General features: G+C 63.3%; 16 protein-coding genes and 2 pseudogenes. 8 read left to right on the forward strand and 10 right to left on the reverse strand.

Going from position 1 to position 19,816, the window contains the following annotated elements:
- The first annotated feature begins 37 nt into the window (after nucleotides 1-37).
- The 4 genes from VGP39_RS01155 (at nucleotide 38) to VGP39_RS01170 (ending at nucleotide 3,494) form a co-directional block, all read left to right on the forward strand.
- Nucleotides 38-1,438: an amidase family protein gene (locus VGP39_RS01155; RefSeq protein WP_327566271.1), complete on the forward strand. Its 1,401-nt coding sequence runs from the start codon at nucleotides 38-40 to the stop codon at nucleotides 1,436-1,438.
- Between the two features lie 32 nt (nucleotides 1,439-1,470).
- Nucleotides 1,471-1,947 (forward strand): glutathione peroxidase, encoded by a 477-nt coding sequence (locus VGP39_RS01160; protein ID WP_327566272.1) that lies wholly within the window; start codon nucleotides 1,471-1,473, stop codon nucleotides 1,945-1,947.
- Entirely contained in the window at nucleotides 1,944-2,204 is a 261-nt protein-coding gene (locus tag VGP39_RS01165) for a DUF3297 family protein (RefSeq protein ID WP_327566273.1), read from the forward strand. The genes VGP39_RS01160 and VGP39_RS01165 overlap by 4 nt, the downstream gene beginning before the upstream one ends.
- 120 nt (nucleotides 2,205-2,324) lie before the next feature.
- The gene (locus tag VGP39_RS01170) at nucleotides 2,325-3,494 is read left to right on the forward strand and encodes a mandelate racemase/muconate lactonizing enzyme family protein (protein WP_327566274.1); all 1,170 of its coding nucleotides are present in this window, start codon (nucleotides 2,325-2,327) and stop codon (nucleotides 3,492-3,494) included.
- A 239-nt stretch (nucleotides 3,495-3,733) separates the two neighbouring features.
- Here VGP39_RS01170 and VGP39_RS01175 read toward each other — a convergent pair.
- The 5 genes and pseudogenes from VGP39_RS01175 to VGP39_RS01195 form a co-directional block, all read right to left on the reverse strand.
- Nucleotides 3,734-5,131, reverse strand: a pseudogene (locus VGP39_RS01175) (TolC family outer membrane protein); the annotation flags it as partial.
- 217 nt (nucleotides 5,132-5,348) lie between these two features.
- Complete coding sequence (locus VGP39_RS01180) at nucleotides 5,349-7,499, reverse strand: peptidase domain-containing ABC transporter (RefSeq protein WP_327566275.1); 2,151 nt, start codon at nucleotides 7,497-7,499, stop codon at nucleotides 5,349-5,351.
- Nucleotides 7,496-8,809: an HlyD family secretion protein gene (locus tag VGP39_RS01185; RefSeq protein WP_327566276.1), complete on the reverse strand. Its 1,314-nt coding sequence runs from the start codon at nucleotides 8,807-8,809 to the stop codon at nucleotides 7,496-7,498. Before VGP39_RS01185 ends, VGP39_RS01180 begins: the two co-directional genes overlap by 4 nt.
- Complete coding sequence (locus VGP39_RS01190; RefSeq protein ID WP_327566277.1) at nucleotides 8,791-9,774, reverse strand: hypothetical protein; 984 nt, start codon at nucleotides 9,772-9,774, stop codon at nucleotides 8,791-8,793. Before VGP39_RS01190 ends, VGP39_RS01185 begins: the two co-directional genes overlap by 19 nt.
- 120 nt (nucleotides 9,775-9,894) lie before the next feature.
- Nucleotides 9,895-10,056, reverse strand: a complete 162-nt coding sequence (locus tag VGP39_RS01195; protein ID WP_327566278.1) for a hypothetical protein — start codon at nucleotides 10,054-10,056, stop codon at nucleotides 9,895-9,897.
- A gap of 427 nt (nucleotides 10,057-10,483) precedes the next feature.
- On the opposite strand from VGP39_RS01195, the gene VGP39_RS01200 reads away from it, so the two are divergent.
- The 3 genes from VGP39_RS01200 to VGP39_RS01210 are packed head-to-tail and all read left to right on the forward strand — an operon-like array spanning nucleotide 10,484 to nucleotide 12,875.
- Entirely contained in the window at nucleotides 10,484-11,329 is an 846-nt protein-coding gene (locus VGP39_RS01200; protein ID WP_414644538.1) for an ABC transporter ATP-binding protein, read from the forward strand.
- Nucleotides 11,326-12,111 carry an ABC transporter permease gene (locus VGP39_RS01205; protein WP_327566279.1) on the forward strand — a complete coding sequence of 262 codons (786 nt, stop codon included), beginning with the start codon at nucleotides 11,326-11,328 and terminating at the stop codon, nucleotides 12,109-12,111. Before VGP39_RS01200 ends, VGP39_RS01205 begins: the two co-directional genes overlap by 4 nt.
- Complete coding sequence (locus tag VGP39_RS01210) at nucleotides 12,108-12,875, forward strand: ABC transporter permease (RefSeq protein ID WP_327566280.1); 768 nt, start codon at nucleotides 12,108-12,110, stop codon at nucleotides 12,873-12,875. Before VGP39_RS01205 ends, VGP39_RS01210 begins: the two co-directional genes overlap by 4 nt.
- A gap of 151 nt (nucleotides 12,876-13,026) precedes the next feature.
- Here VGP39_RS01210 and VGP39_RS01215 read toward each other — a convergent pair whose 3' ends face one another.
- Nucleotides 13,027-14,376 carry a malonyl-CoA decarboxylase gene (locus tag VGP39_RS01215; protein ID WP_327566281.1) on the reverse strand — a complete coding sequence of 450 codons (1,350 nt, stop codon included), beginning with the start codon at nucleotides 14,374-14,376 and terminating at the stop codon, nucleotides 13,027-13,029.
- Between the two features lie 285 nt (nucleotides 14,377-14,661).
- Between VGP39_RS01215 and VGP39_RS01220 the strand changes: the two genes are divergently transcribed.
- Nucleotides 14,662-15,708 carry a peptidase M29 gene (locus tag VGP39_RS01220; RefSeq protein ID WP_327566282.1) on the forward strand — a complete coding sequence of 349 codons (1,047 nt, stop codon included), beginning with the start codon at nucleotides 14,662-14,664 and terminating at the stop codon, nucleotides 15,706-15,708.
- A gap of 139 nt (nucleotides 15,709-15,847) precedes the next feature.
- Here the strand turns inward: VGP39_RS01220 and VGP39_RS01225 are convergent, their stop codons facing one another.
- From VGP39_RS01225 to VGP39_RS01240, 4 genes and pseudogenes are all read right to left on the reverse strand, one after another.
- Nucleotides 15,848-16,831, reverse strand: a complete 984-nt coding sequence (locus VGP39_RS01225) for a 3-hydroxybutyryl-CoA dehydrogenase (protein WP_327566283.1) — start codon at nucleotides 16,829-16,831, stop codon at nucleotides 15,848-15,850.
- A complete protein-coding gene (locus VGP39_RS01230; protein WP_327566284.1) occupies nucleotides 16,828-17,925 on the reverse strand; it encodes an NAD/NADP-dependent octopine/nopaline dehydrogenase family protein in 1,098 nt (365 codons plus the stop codon). Before VGP39_RS01230 ends, VGP39_RS01225 begins: the two co-directional genes overlap by 4 nt.
- Complete coding sequence (locus tag VGP39_RS01235; protein WP_327566285.1) at nucleotides 17,922-19,439, reverse strand: long-chain fatty acid--CoA ligase; 1,518 nt, start codon at nucleotides 19,437-19,439, stop codon at nucleotides 17,922-17,924. The genes VGP39_RS01230 and VGP39_RS01235 overlap by 4 nt, the downstream gene beginning before the upstream one ends.
- Before the next feature lie 174 nt (nucleotides 19,440-19,613).
- Nucleotides 19,614-19,816 (reverse strand): annotated as a pseudogene (locus VGP39_RS01240) (acyl-CoA dehydrogenase); the annotation flags it as partial.

The following is a 19,816-nucleotide window of genomic DNA, read 5'->3' on the forward strand; positions in this document are numbered from 1 at the left end:
GCGGCGCTACAAGACGGACCGTCAAACGGAGTTGGCAATGCAGGATCTCTGGCGTCTGTCGGCGAAAGAACTCGCCGCCCTGATCGGGACGAAAAAGGTTTCGGCGATGGACGCGGCCACCGCGGCGCTGGCCCGGCTGGATGCGGTCAACCCGAAAATCAATGCGGTTGTCGATTACCACCCGGAAGATGTGCTGGCGCACGCACGCGGCATCGACGCGGCGATTGCGCGCGGCGAAGATGCGGGGCCGCTGGCGGGCGTGCCGGTCACGGTGAAGGTCAACATCGATCAGCAAGGGTTTGCCACCACCAACGGCCTCAAGTTGCAGCGCGATGTCATCGCGAAGACCAACAGCCCTGTGATCGACAACCTGCGCAAAGCCGGCGCGGTGATCCTCGGCCGCACCAACTGCCCGGCGTTTTCCTATCGCTGGTTCACCACCAACCTGATCCATGGCGATACCAAGAACCCGCGCGATCCCGGCATCACCCCGGGCGGCTCGTCCGGCGGGGCGGGGGCCGCAGTCGCGGCGGGCATCGGCCATATCGCGCACGGCACCGATATCGCCGGCTCGATCCGCTATCCCGCCTATGCCTGTGGCGTGCATGGACTGCGGCCGACGCTGGGCCGCGTCGCCGCTTTTAACGCCGCCTTGCCCGAGCGCACCATCGGGCCGCAGATATCGGCGGTATCAGGTCCGCTGGCGCGCACCGTCGGCGATCTCAGGATCGCCCTTGCGGCGATGTCGCAGCAAGACGTGCGCGATCCTTGGTGGACGCCGGCGCCTCAGGAAGGTCCGGCAAGGGCAAAGCGGGCAGCGCTGTGCCTCAATCCCGACGGCCTCGAGACCGTTGCCGACGTGAAAGCGGCCGTCGCCGATGCCGGCAAGCGGCTGGAGCGCGCGGGATGGGTGGTCGAACAGATCGAGAATACGCCGCCGCTGCGCGAGGCCGCAGAGCTGCAGACAAAGTTGTGGCTTGGCGATGGATATGAAGCGCAGCTGGAGGCCGCCGAGCGGGAAGGCGATCCCGGCGCGCTGGCCTGCCTGCGTGGCAACAAGGCAAAAGTTCATCCCTTCGATGCGGCCGCATTCTCAAAGGCGCTGGTGCGGCGGGCGACGTTGACGCGGGAATGGCAGCTGTTGTTCGAAACCTATGCCGTGCTGCTGATGCCGGTATCCGGCGAACTGCCGTTCCCCGACGGCCTCGACCGGCGCGACGACGGCTCCTTCGCGCGGGTATGGCGCGCGCAGATCCCGCAGATCGGCATTCCCTTCATGGGACTGCCTGCGCTAACGGTTTCCACCGGAATGGTCGGGCGCGTTCCCGTCGGCGTCCAGGTGGTTTCCGGCCGTTACCGCGAGGATTTGTGCCTGCTTGCAGGCGAGGCCATCGAAGCCGCAGGAACGCCGCCGGCCCCTGTCGATCCCGCCGGCTAGACGCAATCCTTTGACCGGACGAAAGAATAACGATGGCTGGCATTTATGATTTTTCGGCGAAATCGCTTTCGGGCCAGGAAACTGCCCTGAAGCAGTTCGAGGGGCAGGTCCTGCTGATCGTCAACACCGCAAGCGCGTGCGGGTTCACGCCGCAATACAAAGGCCTCGAAGCGCTCCATCGGGAGCTGGCGCCGCGCGGCTTTGCAGTGCTCGGATTTCCGTGCAATCAATTCGGAGGCCAGGAGCCCGGTAGCGCCGCGCAGATCGAGCAGTTCTGCTCCAGCAATTATGCCGTCACCTTCCCGATGTTTGCCAAGATCGATGTCAACGGCAGCAGCGCTCACCCGTTGTTCAGATACCTGCAGAACGAAAAATTCGGATTGCTCGGCCCATCGATCAAATGGAATTTCACCAAATTTCTGGTCGATCGCTCCGGCAAGGTGGTCGCGCGTCATGCACCGACGGCGAGACCGGAAAGTCTGACACGAGAAATAGAGGCGCTGCTGTGAACGAGAACAACGACACGACCAACGATCGACTGCCGGACCGTCTGTCGACCGATCCTAAAAGCCCTTACTACGATGCGGACATTCTTGCGCGCGACGTCGGCATTCGCTTCAAGGGCATCGAGAAAACCAATGTCGAAGAGTATTGCGTCAGCGAGGGATGGGTGCGCGTGACCGCCGGCGCCGCCAGGGATCGCTACGGCAACCCGCTCACCATCAAGGTCCAAGGCCCGGTCGAGCCGTACTTTCGCGACAAGTAGGAACTCGGTCAGGCCCGGGCTTGTCCCCGGCATCCGCGTCTTCACGGTAATGCAGCAAAAAAGACGTCGATGGCTGGGGCAAGCCCGGCCATGACGGAATACGCAGAAAGCCGAAACACCATGTCTCTTCGAATCGTCGATGTCCGCGAAGTTACAAAACCGATCTCCTCGCCGATCCGCAACGCCTATATCGATTTTTCGAAGATGACGACCAGTCTCGTCGCGGTCGTCACCGATGTGGTGCGCGACGGCAAGACCGTGGTCGGTTACGGCTTCAACTCGAACGGCCGTTACGGGCAGGGCGGTTTGATCCGAGAGCGTTTTGCGCCGCGCCTGATGGAAGCCGATCCCAAGACGTTGCTCGACGGGAGCGGTGACAATCTCGATCCGGACAAGGTCTGGGCGACGCTGATGGGAAACGAAAAACCCGGCGGCCACGGCGAACGTTCGGTTGCGGTCGGCACCATCGACATGGCGGTGTGGGATGCGGTCGCCAAGATCGCGGGAAAACCGCTGTTCCGGCTGCTGGCGGAACGCCACGGCAGGACCGCGAATCCGCGCGTGTTCGTCTATGCGGCCGGCGGCTACTATTACCCGGGCAAGGATTTGTCGGCGCTGCGCGGCGAAATGCGCGGCTATCTCGATCGCGGCTACAACGTGGTCAAGATGAAGATCGGCGGCGCGCCGCTCGAGGAGGATCGGATACGTATCGAGGCCGTGCTGAAGGAAATCGGCAGCGAGGGGCAACTCGCGGTCGATGCCAACGGCCGCTTCGATCTGGAAACCGCGATCGCCTACGCCAAGATGCTGCGCGACTATCCGCTCTTCTGGTACGAGGAAGCCGGCGATCCCTTGGATTTTGCGCTGCAGGCGGCGCTCGCCGAATTCTACCCCGGTCCGATGGCGACCGGCGAAAATCTCTTCAGCCATCAGGACGCCCGCAATCTCATTCGCTACGGCGGCATGCGGCCGGACCGCGACTGGCTGCAATTCGATTGCGCGCTGTCGTATGGGCTGTGCGAATACCAGCGCACCCTCGCGGTGCTGCGGAGCCACGGCTGGTCCGCCAGCCGCTGCATTCCGCATGGCGGGCACCAGATGTCGCTCAACATCGCGGCGGGCCTCGGCCTCGGCGGCAATGAAAGCTATCCGGACCTGTTCCAGCCCTACGGCGGATTTCCGGACGGCGTGAAGGTCGAGAACGGCCACATCGTCATGCCGGACTTGCCCGGCATCGGATTCGAGGCAAAAGCCGACCTCCATGCCGAGATGCGGGCGCTGGCGTCATAAAGCCGTGCGCCCGGCAAAGGCTCGCGGGCTTGCTGGCGCATTTCCGATGACGCGCGATTCTGTTGACCTCGCAGCGACCAACCGCTTGCAAAACTCGCGCAGTCCGTCACGCAGCCGGCGCCCGACGTCACATTGACTTCGCCCTTCTTGGTTCGCGGCCACAGTTTTAGGCTGAGTTTGTGCTGGTCGGTCGCGAACACGCTGTCCTGCCGTGCGGTAAGGTCCAGCCTGTCCAGTTCCTGAAGGTTCAGGCGGCCGGTGGCCTGAGCGACGGTGAACGAACTGACGACGAGGTCCCGCTGCGCCAGCACCAGGTTGATCCGCGCGTTGACGGCATCCTGTTGGGCGTCCAGCACTTCGCGCAGCGTCCGTTCGCCGAACAACCATTCGCTCTGGATTCCGGCAACCGCAATCGTCGCTGCCCGTGTCTGCGCCTGCGTCGAGACCACGCGCTGCCGCGCGCCCTGGTATTGATTCCAGCTCCTTTCCGCAAGCGCCCGAATCTCATCGCGCACCGAATCGGCTTCAAGGCGCCGCTGCGTGGATACGAACTGGGACTGCCGGGATCGCGCCGCGACGTCGCCGCCATCATAAAGCGGGATGCTGACCAGACCCGTCAGCGCACCGGCAATCCTCTCGTCGCCGGAACCGGATATGTCATAGCGCCGGATCACCGATCCGTTGAGCGACACATTTGGCAGCAATTCGCTGCGGATGATCTTGGTTTGAAGCACCGCGACGTCGATGCCGAGACGTGCCGCGTGAATGGCCGGATTGCGCTCCAGCGACAGTTCCACGGTTTCTTCAAGGCCGGCCGGCACCAGCGCGCCGACTTCGCGTGGCGCTACGAGGTGATGCGGCGCCACGCCGACGAGCCGCCGGTATGCGGCGACATCGCCTTCAAGGTTGGCGATTGCGAGGCTGTGCTGAGCCTGCGCCGCGGCCAGACGCGTCTCGATCTGCGCAACGTCGGTCTTGGTCACGTCTCCGAACGAATGGCGCGCTTTGGTTTGCTGCAACTGATCCTGCAAGGCCGCCACGTTTTTGGCTGCGGCCGATACGATGGCGGTATCGGCCAGCACGTCGACATAGGCCGTGGTTGCCAGAAGCAGCGTGTTCTGTTCGGTGCTGCGGGTTGTCGCCTGCGCCGCTGAAATCTGGGATTTGGCTTGCCGGATCGAATTGGTCGTTCGGAATCCATCGAACAGGTTTTGGTTGACCTGCAGCCCGACGCCCCGCGGCGTGGTCCTGGTCGTGTATGGATCGCATCCCACATTGGTCAGCGTGTCGCCGACAAAGGGGCGGCTGCAATCGTCCAGCGAAGGTTTTGTCGAATCCCGGTAGAGGCCGAGATCGGCAGCAGCGCTGAGTTTCGGTTGAAAGCCCGCGTTTGCCTTGGCGAGGTTTTCTCCGGTGGCTGCCAGACTGGCACGCTGCGCATTCAGCGCGGGGTTTGCGCGATAGGCGAGTTCCAGCGCTTCTCGCAACGTCTCCGCCCCGGACGGGCGGATACCCAGTACAAGGACGCAGCCGACTATCCACCATCGGCGTGACCGGCGTAGACAGGATTTCGATCCCGCGTCCTGGTCCGCCAAGTCCTTCAATGCCGAACGCTCTAACGTCACAACGGCCACCACCCGGCTGCGGTTAGGCGTTAGCGGGAGACGCCCTGAACTGGACCTTCAAATTAAGGATTTATGGTTAACGAAGCGTTTTTGGACGTCATCCTGAGCAGCCGCGCGCTTGCGCGGCGTCTCGAAGGATGGCCGGGTGTTTGTGGCCCATCCTTCGAGGCTCGCCGTGAAGAACGGCGAGCACCTCAGGATGACGTCGCCTGTGCCCGTCGCAGAGCGGCTAGTCGACCGGCGCCAAACGCGGGACATTGGCCTCACGCCCGATCGGAAGATTCTCGGCGTCCTCTGCTCCGATTGCTATGACACGGTCGGCGGCCCGGATGGTCTCCGGACGGTGGGCGATGACGACCCGGGTGGCGCGGACATAGCGCAGCGCCTCGTTAACTTCTCGTTCACGTTTGACGTCGAGATGGCTGGTCGCTTCGTCCAGCAGCAGAACGCCCGGGCGCCGGTAGAGCGCGCGCGCAATCAGGACGCGCTGTTTCTGGCCGCCTGAAAGGACCGTCCCCATGTCGCCGATCAGCGTTCCGAACCCCATCGGCATGGCGACGATATCATCGTGCACCGAAGCCAGAATGGCGCAGGCCTCGATTCGTCCCTGATCGGGCGCGTCCGAGAAAAAGCTGATGTTTTCCGAGATCGAGCCTGCAAATAGTTGATCGTCCTGCAGTACGACGCCGAGCATGTTCCGGTAGGCTTCCAGCCCGATCCGCTTGATCGGCTCGCCATTGATCAAAATCTCGCCCTTGGCCGGCTGCAGCAATCCCGCCATCACTTTGAGCAGCGTGGTCTTGCCGCCGCCCGACGGCCCGACGATCGCAACCGATTCACCCGCCTCGATGCGAAAACTGACGTTTTCAAAAATCCACGGCTCGTGTTCGCTGTAGCGAAAACCGAGATTTCGAACTTCGATGCGCGCGGGCAGATATTCTGTATCAGCCGGATAGTGACCGGATTGACGGGTCTCGGGCTCGGTCAGGGCGATGTCCGCCAGCCGTTCGGCATGCAGCCGCAGCATGGTGAGATCGACCGCCTTGTTGATCAATTCGCCGATGCGGTCGAGGAATTGATCCTTGTAGGCGAGAAACGCGATCAAGAGGCCGGCAGAAAAGCTGCCGTCAAGCACCCGGCGCGCCCCGAGCCAGATCACGATGATGCCGAGCAGGCCGAACAACAGCTGGCTGGCGGTGCGGAACAACAGCCGCAACTTGTCGGCGGTAAGCTGGCGGTTGATGGTTTCGACCAGCAGATTCAGCCAGTGGACCTTGCGGTCGTCCTGGCCGTTGAACAGTTTTACCGTGCGCATGCCGCGCAGGGTTTCCAGAAAATGCGAGTCGCGCCGCGCGCCCCAGACGATGGCTTCGGACGTTGCATGACGCAGCGGCCGGTACGACGCCCACCGCAAGCCGCCATAGAGCACCGCGCCGAACAGGACCACGCAGGCGAGGTCGGGCGCGAATACGAACATGATGAGAAGGGTGACGGCGGCCATCGTGCCGTCGAGAATGGCCTCGACAAGCTCGCTGGTGATGGCCTGCAGGATGGTTTCCTGCGAGCCGAAGCGCGACATCACGTCGCCGATATGGCGGGCTTCGAAATACGAAGTGGGCAGGTGGATCAAATGCGAGAACAGGTTGGCGCGCGATTGCACTTTTAAGGAAGCGTTCATGCCCATCAGCATCCACCCGCGCAACGCGGTCACCGCCGTGCGAAGCAGCAGTAAAAGCGCAAAACCGATGGCGAGAGTGAGAAGCAGGTCTCGATCGCCGCTCACCAGCGCCTGATCGATCACCCAGCCGAGAAAGAACGGACTGAGCATCGCGAAGATTTCGATCGTCAGTGCGAGGCCCGACAGATGCAGCAGCGAGCGGCGCAGACCATTGACCCTGCCGAGTAATTGCGAAACTTTTACTCGCGGCGGCGGCTCGGCTGTTTCGAATTTGCTGGTCGGCATCAATTCCAGCGCGACGCCGGTAAAGTGCCTGGATATCTCCGCCATCGGCATGCGGCGGACGCCGACCGCAGGGTCGTGGATGACGGCCGAATCGCCATCGATCCGCTCGAGGACCACGAAATGATTGAGGTCCCAGTGCAGGATACTGGGCGTCCGCAGTTGCGCGAGTTCGTCAAGCTCCAGCCGGAGCGGCCGCGCGGCGAAGCCGACCTGCTCGGCGACCCGCATGACGTCCTTCAGTGTTGCTCCCTTCAGCGACATGCCGAAACGGCGGCGTAGGCCGGGCAGGTCGGCGGCGTTGCCGAAATATTGCGTGACCATCACCAGGCAGGCCAGACCGCACTCCGATGCTTCGGTCTGCAGCACCATCGGCAGCCGGCTTCCCCAGCCGAGGTTGAGGCGCTCGAGAATGTTCATGGTGACTTGCCGGTAAGGGTGAACAGCGGTTCGAACATCCACTCGATCAGGCGCCGGGAATCGGTGATCACATCGGCTTCCAGCTGCATGCCCGCCTGCAGCGGAGCGGGCTCGCCGTACGTCGTTGCCGTTTGGCGATCGAGCTTGATGTTAATCCGGAAAAGCGATTCGGCGGGCGTATAGATTCCAGCCAGTTGCTGCGGCAGTTCGGCGGGGTTGATCGCGGATTTCGACACGTTCGCCACGGTGCCGGCATAGGATCCGAATTTCTGATACGGAAAGGCCTGGTAGCGTATCGATACCTTTTGACCCGGCTTGACGAAGCCCATGGCGCGGCTGGAGCCGTACAGGCTTGCCTGCAAATGCGAACCCGCCGGCACGACGCTCATCAGCGGGATATTGGCCTGGGCGCTTGAGCCTTTCTCCGCCTGGACTGCGGTGACCACCCCGTCATAGGGCGCGGAGATCACGATCTTCCTGCGCGACTCCGCTTCGGCCAGTTCCTGGTCGAGCGCGGACACATTGCGGTCGATTTCGGCGAATTGCGTGCGCCGGCGCATCGGCATTTCCCGAACCGCGGCTTCGATCTGGATCTGCTCACGCTGCAGCGTAAACTGGCTTCGCTCCATGGCCTCCAGCTTGGCCTTGTCGTCGATGCTTTCCTGCTCGGCGCGTTGCAGGCGCGGCAGCGGTATCAGGTCCTGCGCGCGCATGGCGCGGGCGCGCGCCACCGCGTCAGCGCTGATGCGAAGCCGGGCGCGTTGCAATTCGATTTCCCGCGCGAGATGCTTTTGCTCGATGGCGAGCGCGTCGACCCTCTTCTGCAGATCGGCGGCCTGCTGGTCGAAGAGCTCCTCCTGGACACGCTGGTTTGCCGCGGTGCTGTCGCGCCGGCTGGTAATGCGGCGAACGATTTCTTCCCGCGTCGATCCCAATGCCTCGCTTTGTGTTTCGGAGGACAGCGCAATCAACGGCGTCCCCTTTCTCACCTTGGCGCCTTCGCCGACGAAGATGTCAGTCACCACGCCGGCTTGCGGGGCGATGATGCGCGCGATGCCGTCCAGTGGAACCAGCACGCCGCTGAGCCGCGCCTTTCTCGCATAGGAGCCGAACACCAAAAACGCCAAAACGGCGAGGCCAAGTGCAACCGATATGCCTACCAGCAAAGACTGCGACGCCCTGGGTTCGAGCAAAACCTTGCCGAGCAGCGGCGTCTGACGCTCGACGAGAACCTCGGACCTGAACAGTTCTTGTGGAGCGGCAATTGCCGGTTCTCGCGCTCGCGCGACTGTTACGGCTGACTGAGCCATGATTCATCCACCGAGCCAAAATCGCGCGTTTCGTGCTCTTTTACGTCGATGTTGATTTCCAGAAGCCGCATCAGCCTCGGCACCTTGACGACTTTTCGGATTCTGGGATCAAAAAAATCCCTCAACAGCGGCGGCCGCGCCGCGCGAAAATAGAAGGACGGGTCGCTGGTGGCATCGGCCGAGGACAGCAGGTTGAATTCGTCACGCCGGGTTACCGTCCTGATGATGCAGGGTGCATGGGTAAAACCCATTTCCAGCAGCGTGTAAGCGCGATGATGGCCGTTGTGCAGAAGCAGGCGATTGTCGGATTGAACCGCGTTCAGCAGGTTGGAGCCGTAGCCGAGCATGATGCCGATCGCGGCGCCGACCGGCCCGAACGGATCATAACCGGAGATTTGTCCCGGTGCGAGCAGCGCCGCTTCATGAAAGCGGAAGTCCGACGATTTCGACCAGACCAGAAAACGTTTCGAGCCAAGCCTGCGCATGTCGACCGGCGTCTCGGTGCTGCGGACCGGCATGCAAAACCAGAACAATTGTTCCAGTGAACTGTCGCCGGCCAGCCGCGCCTTGAGCCGCTCTGTATGATGAATATCGACGTGGCGCTGCGACACGATCAGTTTTTCAAGCTCGACCATGGCAAAGCGGGTCGGCAATTCATTGAAGCCGCGCCGGTAGCGGCTGCTGGCCATCACTTCATCGATATTGGGTTGCAAGCTGGAATCGATTGCGCGGATTTCAACCCGATCGGCAATCCCGGCCTCGGTCTGCTCGAGCTCGTACCAGTAGTCATTGGCGGTGCGCCATTCGTCGACCAGTGCGGAACGCGACATCTGCGCGCCGCCAATCGCGGTGTCCTGCATGTAATCGAGATATCGTTGCAGCGGCGGCTGGCCCAGCAGCCACGCCTCTTCGCTATGCGCGGCCTGCTTTGCAAAGCCGGGTAACCAGGCTGGTTTGGCATCCATCGTCGACTCCGGGTTTTAAAAATTCCGGCCGCGGACCTCGTGATCCGCGTCCGTAGTATCGAACTGTGAGCTGGGCCTGTTATTGTCGGCCCGAGCTCGTGCCGGATCAGATGCCGAGTGTTAGCGGCACTTCGACTTATGCGACTTGGACTTGTGGTTCTTGGACTTGTGGCTCTTGGACTTGCCCTTGCTGCCACCCTTGCTTCCGCCCTTGCCGCCGCAGCCGCCTTTGCCGCCTGCGCCATAAACGTGCGAAAGTTCGTCGATCATGAGATCACGCATGTGTAATGCTCCTGTTAAAATCGCTTCGACTCTCTTCCGCAGGTATTTCCCACGCGAATGTCGAAGCTGATCGCACGCTAGTTGCGATGAAGCGCGATCGACAAGCACTAAGCTAATTAATCATTAAACGTAGGGAATCCTGGGGTATTAAGGATAACAGGATCACGCTGCGCCGCAGTGAGTAGTTGCATGTCGATTGCCGGTGCTGTCACCGCGAATGTGCGCTGCCTGCATCATCAGCAAGTTGGAGATTGTCATCCCGCAGCGAACGCATCGGCCAGATCACAATCAGCGATGGTTATGGGCCCTCCTGCGCGGGGAGGACGCGGCTAAATGCGAACCGGATATGCAAATTAAACTGCATTTTTGCTGTACGGGGCGCATCGACCCGCTATGGTCGCACCGGATCGAGCAAAAGAGAGCTTGAATGAACGTGCTGCCGTTGCGGCCTGAACTCGAAACCGATTCTGCGTCCGGGCGGGAGACGGCGCCTGCGATGATCGAAATCGATCACGTGTCGCAAACCTTTCAGACCTCCGGCCGCCAGAGCCACCTCGCAATTTCCGATATATCGCTTGTTATCGAAGACGGCGCCTTCGTCTCGATCCTCGGTCCCTCCGGGTGCGGCAAGTCGACGCTGCTCTATATCGTCGGGGGTTTTGTCAATCCGACCGAAGGCGTTGCGAAGCTGAAGGGCACCGCGATCACCGGGCCCGGCCCCGACCGCGGCCCGGTGTTTCAGGAGTTCGCGCTGTTTCCCTGGAAGAACGTGCTCGGCAACGTGACCTACGGCCTGCGCCAGCAGGGCGTGCCGCGCGCGGAAGCCGAAGCGCAGAGCCGGCGGCTGATCGAGATGGTCGGCCTCAAGGGCTTTGAGAGCTTCTATCCGAAGGAATTGTCGGGCGGCATGAAACAGCGCGTCGCGATCGCGCGCACGCTGGCTTACAAGCCCGCGGTGCTGCTGATGGACGAGCCGTTCGGCGCCCTGGACGCGCATACCCGCACCCGCCTGCAGAACGACCTGCTCAACATCTGGGAGCGCGACCGCAAGACGGTGCTGTTCGTCACCCACTCCGTCGACGAAGCCGTGTTCCTGTCGGACAGGGTCGTGGTGATGACGCGCGCCCCGGGCCGCATCAAAGCGATCGTCGAGATCGACCTGCCGCGTCCGCGGCGCCGCGCCGAGCTGCTGCTCGATTCGCGCTACCAGAAATACGTCGTCGAGATCGAGCGCCTGATCGACGACACTGGCATCGACGAGCTGCATCCATGATTACCGTGCGCGCCATGCTGTCGAAAGCAGCACCGCTGCTCGCTGTTGCCGGCTTGCTCGGGATCTGGCAGGTCGCGTCGCTGATCCTTAACACCGACAGCTTTCCTTCGGCGCTGGAGGCGATCCGCGCCATTCCGGCGATCCTCAGCGACCGCGGCGACCTGATCAACATCCTCGCCTCGCTGCGCCGCATGGCGATCGGCCTCAGCCTCGCGGTCATCCTCGCGATTCCGCTGGGGCTGATGATGGGACGCAGCCGCGCCGTGGCCTCGTTCTTCAACCCGCTGCTGATGGTGATCTATCCGGTGCCGAAAGCGGCGCTGATGCCGGTGATCATGCTCTGGCTCGGCGTCGGCGACGTCTCCAAAACCCTGGTGATCTTCCTCGGCGTCAGCCTGCCGATCATCTATCACAGTTTTCAGGGCGCCAAGGCGGTCGAGGAGAAGATGCTGTGGTCGGGAGCGGCGATGGGGATGTCCGCTGCTCAGCGCATGGTCCGCATCGTGCTGCCTTCCGCGCTGCCGGAGATCCTTACCGGATGCCGCACCGGCCTGGTGCTGGCGCTGATCACCATGGTGACCAGCGAGATGATCGCGCGGCAATCCGGCGCCGGAAACATCCTGTTCAATGCGCTCGACATGGCGCAGTACGACACCGTGTTCGCGATGATCATCATCATCGGGGCGATGGGGATTATCCTCGATGCGGCCTTTGAAAAACTGCGCCGCGCGCTGGTAAAATGGTCCGAGCCGCGCTTCGATATTCCGCTGAGCTTCGCATGAACGCACGCGCAGCCTCGAGCGATATTCTGTTAGGCGTCGTGCCGATCGCGCTGCTGATTGCGCTGTGGCAGGGGATCGTGTCATTCGGCTACGCCCCGGTATCGCTGTTGCCGCCGCCCGGGCTGGTGTTCGCGCGGCTGGCGCAGCAACTCCTCAGCAGCGGATTTTTGCACGAGATCGGCGCCACGCTGGTCCGGCTGTTCGCGGGGTTCTCGATCGCGGTGGTGGTCGGCGTCGGCATCGGCCTCGCCGCCGCCGTCAATCCGGCCGTCAACGCCGTGGTCCGGCCGGTGGTGCGGGTGCTGGCGCCGGTGCCGAAGGTGGCGCTCTATCCGGCGCTGCTGCTGCTGCTCGGCTTCGACCACGCCTCGAAGATCACGCTGGTCGCCGCCGACGCGCTGTTTCCGATCCTGCTGTCGACCTATTACGGCGCATCGATGGTCGAACAGAAGCTGATCTGGTCGGCGATGGCGGCCGGCACGCCGCGCCGCCAAATTCTGTTCAAGGTCGTACTCCCGGCGGCAATGCCGTCGATCCTGACCGGCTGCCGCATCGGCCTCGTCATCTCATGCATCGTGGTGTTCCTGGCCGAAATGATCACCTCGACCGACGGCCTCGGCCGCCTTCTGGTCGTCGCCGCGCGGACCTTCCAGACCGTGGACATGTTCGTGCCGCTGATCACGATCTCGCTGCTCGGATTAATCCTCAACGGCCTGCTGCACGGTCTGCGGAGCTATCTGCTGCGTGGTTTTCCTGAGGTGTGAGCGGCGCGCCACATTGTCAGCGTCGTCCCCCGCGAAGGCAGGGACCCATAACCCCTGCCGTCAATGGTGACAAAAGGCATCCGCTCCATTGCCAAAACGAGACGACACGGCGTATGGGTCCCCGCCTTCGCGGGGAGGACGATAACGAGGTCTACGATAATCGCATATCCAGCAGCCGCCGGCCTTCGTTTTTCAGCAGTTTCTTCACCGCGCTGGAGGCCGCGATATCGCCCTTGTTGGCATAGGCTTCGTGGTTCTTCTCGATGTCGTCGAGCCGGTAGAGATAGTTGACCATGATGCCGGCGGATTCGCGCAAGGCTTTTGGCGAGATATCGCCGAGCCAGTCGATCCGTTCCAGCCGCGCGCCGTTGCCGAGGTGGAACCGTGCTACCGAATCGATCAGCCGGCCCTTCGACGTCCGCGCTTTCAGGAAATAATACGCTGCCAGCGGCTCGAGCAGAGAACGCAGCTGCGCCGCCAGCTGCGGATCGTCAATCCAGTCCGGCCGGTCGAGTTTGTCGAGCAGCAATCGATCGTCCTCGGACAGCGGAAGGTCGTCGGCGTCTTTCAACCATTGCATGAAGCCGGGCACCGGCGACAGCGTGACGAAATTGTCGAGTTTCGGCAGTTCGCGGCGCAGTTCCTCCACCACCTGTTTGATCAGGAAATTACCGAAGGTAATTCCGCCGAGGCCGCGTTGGCAGTTCGAGATCGAATAAAACACCGCGGTGCGGGCGCGCTCGATCGGGACCGGCTGGCGGTCTTCGGCGAGCAGCGGCGCGATGGCGCCGGGGATCTGCTCGGTCAGCGCCACCTCGACGAAGATCAGCGGCTCGTCGACCAGCGCCGGATGGAAGAACCCGTAGCAGCGCCGGTCGACCGGATCGATGCGGCGGCGCAGATCGTCCCAGTCGCGGATTTCGTGCACGGCTTCGTAGCGGATGATCTTTTCCAGGACAATGGCAGGTGTCGACCAGTCGATCTTGCGCAGCACCAGAAATCCCCTGTTGAACCATGATGAAAGCAGATGCACAACGTCGCGATCGAGCGCGTTGAGATCGTCGTGATCGTCCTTGACGTCGAGCAGGTCGGCGCGCAACGCCACGAGTTCGCGGGTGCCGCCGGGCGCGCGGTTCAGGCGGCGGAACAATTCCTGCCGCCGCGGCTCGGACGCAAAATGCAGATCGCTGGCGCCGTCCCCGGTCGGCCGCGCGCGCCAGGCCTCGATCGCACGCTGCAGCTTGTCCTGATCCGGTCCGTAGCCATGCGCCAGCGTCCGGAAGAAGGCGATGCGGCCGGCTTCATCGAGATCATGGTAGCGGTCGAGCACTTCGCGCGCGATCGCGGTGCCGGATGCTTCGCCGGCGCCGGATAGCAGCGCGTCGCACAATTCGATCAGGTCCGATGCGTCCTGCCTGGCGTCCGGCGGCCCACTGCGGCGCAGCAGCGTGCGACCGCGCTCGGAAATCGACGTAAGCAGTCCGAAGAAGTCGTTGCTCATGAGTCATGATCCTGTGTGGGTGGCGCCGGAGCAAGCCAATATATCGCATCGGAAAGCGTATTGCGCGGGCATTTGAGGCGTGGAAGAGTCGCCGTAGTTCAATTCCCCGGCACGACAAGCGCCCGGGAATATCCGGATATGGGGATTTAGGATGAAGCGGATCGCGTTCAGGCACGGTCCGGTGGCAGCATAAGCGATATACGCGCTCACCGCGCGGCCTCCGCGGCGCTTTGCGTCGACCCGTTGGCTCGCAATGACCAAATGGTTTAGAACCGGAGACACGGCATGCTTTCGGACCGCATCGAGGGAAAATGGATCGACGCGTTCTGCGAGATTTTTGAGCGCTGCGCGGTCAAGCCCGGCGATACCGCCGCCATCCTCTCCGAGACGCAATCGCGCGCGCTCAACGTCCACATCGCCGAACTGGCGCTGTTGCGCATGGGGGCAAAACCGTTTCACATCATTGTGCCGACGCCGCGCAACGTCCAGATCGTGCCGGTGCGCTCTACCGGCGCCTCAGAGGCGATCCAGCGGCTCGCGCCGGTGGTTACGGCGCTGCGCCAAGCCGGCTTCGTGGTCGATTGCACCGTCGAGGGGCTGATGCACGCCGCGGAGACGCCGGAAATCCTGAAAGCCGGCGCGCGCATTCTCGTGATCTCCAACGAGCACCCCGAAGCGCTGGAGCGCATGGTTCCGGATAGCGGTCTCGAAAAGCGCGTGCGCGCGGCGGCAAGGATGCTGCGCGGGACAAAGCGCATGCGCGTGACCTCGACGGCGGGCACCGATCTCGATGTGAACATGGAAGGCGCCTCGACGGTCGGCATCTGGGGCTGGACCGACAAGCCCGGCACGCTGGCGCATTGGCCGGGCGGGCTGGTGGTGAGCTTTCCGAAAAGCAAATCCGTCAACGGCACGCTGGTGATGGCGGCGGGCGATATCAATCTCACCTTCAAGCGCTATCTCACCTCAAAGATCACAATGACGCTGACCGACGATTACGTCACCGGGCTTGCGGGCGAAGGCGCCGACGCCGAATTGATGCGCCGCTACCTTGCGGCTTGGGGCGACCGCGAGGCCTATGCCGTATCGCATGTCGGGTTCGGCATGAATCCCGCGGCGCGCTACGAGGCGCTGGCGATGTACGACCGTCGCGACACCAACGGCACGGAACTCCGCGCCGTCGCCGGCAATTTCCTGTTTTCCACAGGCGCCAACGAATTCGCCGGCCGCTACACCGCGGGCCATTTCGATCTACCGGTGATGGGCACCACCATCGAACTCGACGGCGCGGCCGTGGTGCGCGACGGCGTGCTGCAGGACGTGTTCGGGTGAAGGCGGCTTTCGTTCAACAAACACCGTCATCCTGAGGAGCGCGCCCTTGCGCGCGTCTCGAAGGATGCCCGCATACGCGCCCGTGGCCATCCTTCGAGGCTCGCCCAAGAGGGCGAGCACCTCAGGATGACGGCGCGTATTAAAGCACCGGCGGACGCGCCAGCCCGAAATGCCGAAGCAGGTCCACCAGCGCCGCGAGGCGCTGCTCGCGAAAGGCGTCGACATCCATGCCGGCGTAGTCGAGGAAACCGGCGCCGGTGCGCATGCCGATGCGGCCTTCTTCCATATTGCGCGAAATCACCTCGGGCGCGCGATAGCGGTCGCTGTGCAGCGCGCCTTCGAGATAGCGGCTGGCATAATAGAGGATGTCGCCGCCGCCCCAGTCGATGAATTCCAGCAGCCCCATGGTCGCATAGCGAAATCCAAAACCGTATTTGATGGCCTTGTCGATATCCTCGGCGGTCGCGACGCCTTCTTCCACCATCCGCGCGGCTTCGTTCATCGCCAGCGCCTGGATCCGCGGCACGATGTAGCCGGGCGTCGCCGCGCACACCACGGGCACCTTGCCGATGCCTTCCAGCAACGCCTTGACGCGCGCGGTGATCGCGGGATCGGTAGCGGCGCCGGGCGACAGTTCGACCAGCGGGATCAGATAGGCCGGGTTGAGCCAGTGCGCATTGAGAAAGCGCCGGGGATGCTCGACCGCGCCTGAGATGTCATCGACGAGGATCGTCGATGTGGTGGAGGCAATGATGACGTCGGGGCCTGCGAGTTTCGAAGCCGCCGCCAGCACCTCGCGCTTGAGGTCGACCACCTCGGGCACGCCTTCGAATATGATCGCGGCGTCAGCGAGTGCGGCGGCGCTGTTTTGCACGGGCGCCACAGTGACTCGTGCAACAATAGCGTCAGCGTCGCTGACGGTCAGAAGGCCGAACCGCGCCAGGCTCGCCAGCGTTTTGCGGATTTCGTCAAGCGCTTCACTTTCGAGTTTTGCGAATTGCTCCGCAGAGCGTGGTTTAACGTCGATCATCGTGACGCGGTGGCCGGCATAGGCGAACGCCACCGCGATGCCGCGGCCCATGCGGCCGGCACCGAGGCAGGCGATGGCGGGGTGGGAAGTCATCTGAGAAATCCCTCGCGCAGCAATGCCTGCAAGCCCGCGCGGTCGAGACCGCCGAGCCCCAGGCTTTGCAGCGTCCGTCCGTTTCGCATGAAATCTTCGCCGCAGATCGCGCCGCCGATTGCAAGGAACGATTTCGCCAGCGGCGTTTCGATGCCGGCAAGCTCGGCGGCGGAAACCAGAAATGACAGGCCGAGGCGCAAATCTTCCCGCATGTAGCGATGCTCCGTCAGCACGATGCGCTCGCGCCAATCGCCGGAGTCGGTCAGGCGATCATGCGAGCCGCGGCCATACATCCATTCCTCGCCTTGCTTTGCATAGTGGTGCGCCAGCGGAAAGTGCGGCGGCCCGTAGCCGAATCCCTCACGCACCGCGATGCGTTCGGCGTCGAGCGCGTCGGTGACGCGGCGGATCGCGGCTTGCGTGCCTTCCTTGTGGATGTCCCAGCGCTCAAAAAAGTGCTCGATCGGGCCGGCATTCATCACGATCAGCGGCGGGTGGATGATCGGCCCAGCATTCATCAGCGCGCCCGACAGCGCGTCGCCGCAGGGCTCGACCACGCCGGGAAACGCGCGTCCGATCACGTCGAGCGCACGGGTCGCGTCTTTCAGCGGAAACACGCCGACCGGTAGCCGCTTGGCGCGGATAGTGATGGCGACCTCGAACGGCCCGTGCTTGCGCGTCAGCCATGGCAGCGTGCCGGTTTCGGCGAACGCGACGGCGGCATGATTGCCGGCGTCGTGCGCGGCCTTGGCAAAGATCATCGAGCCGAATGTCGCTGGCGGCAGGAACATCACCTGTCCATCGCGCAAATGCGGCGCGAGTTGAGCGGCTATATCGTGCTGTGCGAAAGCGGGGGCGGGACAGAGGATCAGTTCGGTGCCGCGAACGGCCTCGGCGATATCGGTTGTAACCAGCGCAAGCTGCACGTCATGGCGGCCCTTGGCATCCTTGATGGCGATGCGCGAGCCGGCCCGGCAGTGCGCGGCGACCGCATCAGCATCGCGCCGCCACAGCCGCACGTCATGGCCCTGCAGCGCAAAATCGCCCGCGGCCGCAAACGAGCCATTGCCGCCGCCGAGCACCGCGATCTTCACTGGTTTTCTCCCGCGATCTCTTTCAGCTTAAAGTGCTGCACCTTGCCGAGCGCAGTGCGCGGCAGGTCTTCGACGAAGACAAACTCACGGGGCACCTTGAAGCGGGCGAGTTGCGCCAGCAGGTGCGCCTTCAAGGCTTCCGCGTCAGCGCGGCAGCCTGCGCGCGGGATCACATAGGCCACCGGCACTTCGTCCCAGCGCGGGTCGGGCCGGCCGATCACGCCGCAGTCGGCGACATCGGGATGTTCGAGCAGCACGCGCTCCACCTCGGCCGGATAGATGTTCTCGCCGCCGGAGATGATCATGTTCTTCTTGCGGTCGTGCACGAAGAAATAACCGTCGGCATCGCGACGGCCGATGTCGCCGGTGCGAAACCAGCCCTCGCGCAGCACCTCGCGCGTCGCCGCCTCATTGCCCCAGTATTCGAAGAAAACGTTGGGGCCGCGCACCGCGATTTCGCCCGGCATATCCGGCGGCAACTCCACGCCGGTGTCATCGACCACCACGGCCTCGCAATACAGGCCCGGTAGCCCGGTCGAACCGTTGCGCGACAGATCGCCGCCGAGGCGGGTATAAACCGCGATCGGGCAGGTTTCGGTCGAACCATAGACCTGCAGCACCGGCACGCCGCGCGAAACGAACCGTTCGATCAGATGTGGCGGCACGATTTGCGATCCGGTGGAAATCGCCTTCAGCGAGGACAGGTCGGTGGCGGCCCAGTCGGGATGGTCGGTTATCGCCTGGATGGTGGCGGGCACCAGCACCGTCAGCGTCGGCCGGTCGCGCGCGATTGTCGTGAGCGCCGCGTCCGGTGTAAATCGCGAGAGGATCGTCACGGTGGCGCCATGATGCAGCGCCGGCGTGGTCTGGATGTTGAGGCCGCCGACGTGGAAGAACGGCAGCACGGTCAGCACATGATCTTCCGAGGTGAGGCCGTGCATGTGCTGGCTCATCACGCCGTTCCACAGCAGCGCTTCCTGCCGCAGCACCGCGCCCTTGGGCCGTCCGGTGGTGCCCGAGGTGTAGACGATCAGCAGCGGGCAGGAGAGCTCGACGTGTGGATTGCGGCCGTCGCCGGTGGCCATTGTCAGCATTGTATCGAACGAGACACCCTGCGCGGGGGAGAAGTCGAGCCCGACCACGCGTGTGTCGGGAAGCTCGTTCGCAAGCGACGGGAGAATTCCGTCAAAGGCCTGTTCGAGTAGAAGCACCTTTGCCGCCGCATCGGAAAGGATGAACATCTGCTCGGCGGCGGCGAGGCGCCAGTTCAGCGGCACCAGTATCGCGCCGAGCCGCGCGCAGGCATAGAGCAGCACCAGATAGTCGGGACGATTGAGGCTGAGGATCGCGACGCGGTCGCCGCGGCGGACACCGAATTCCGCTGCCAGCGCGCGCGCTGTCGTCTCGATTCGTTCGAAAAACGCGCGATAGCTAAAAACCTCGCCCTCAAAAATGAGCGCCGGCTTGTGCGGGGAAAACGCCGCGTGGCGTGCGATAAGGTCGGAGAGGTCCAAGGTCAGTTGTCCAAGCTCGCGATGATATCCAATTTAGATCGTTCAACAAGCACACCGTCATCCTGAGGAGCCGCGCTGGTTGCGCGGCGTCTCGAAGGACGGCCGCTTGCGCCTTTGGCCATCCTTCGAGGGTCGCCGAAGACGGCGACCGCCTCAGGATGACGGCCTTGATATTCACTCGTCCGTCTCGCCGGTCTCGTACAGCGATTCGCGGCCGATACGGTCGAGGCAGAGCTCGGCGGTCCAGGGCAGCATCAGCGAGCCGCAGCGGCTGTCGCGGTAGATGCGCTCCAGCGCCAGTGACTTCAGCATCGCCTGGCCGCCGCAGGTGCGGATCGCCAGCGTCGCGATCTCGCTCGCGCCTTCCATCGCGGAAT

It is taken from the genome of Bradyrhizobium sp., assembly GCF_036009065.1.
Lineage (GTDB): Bacteria > Pseudomonadota > Alphaproteobacteria > Rhizobiales > Xanthobacteraceae > Bradyrhizobium.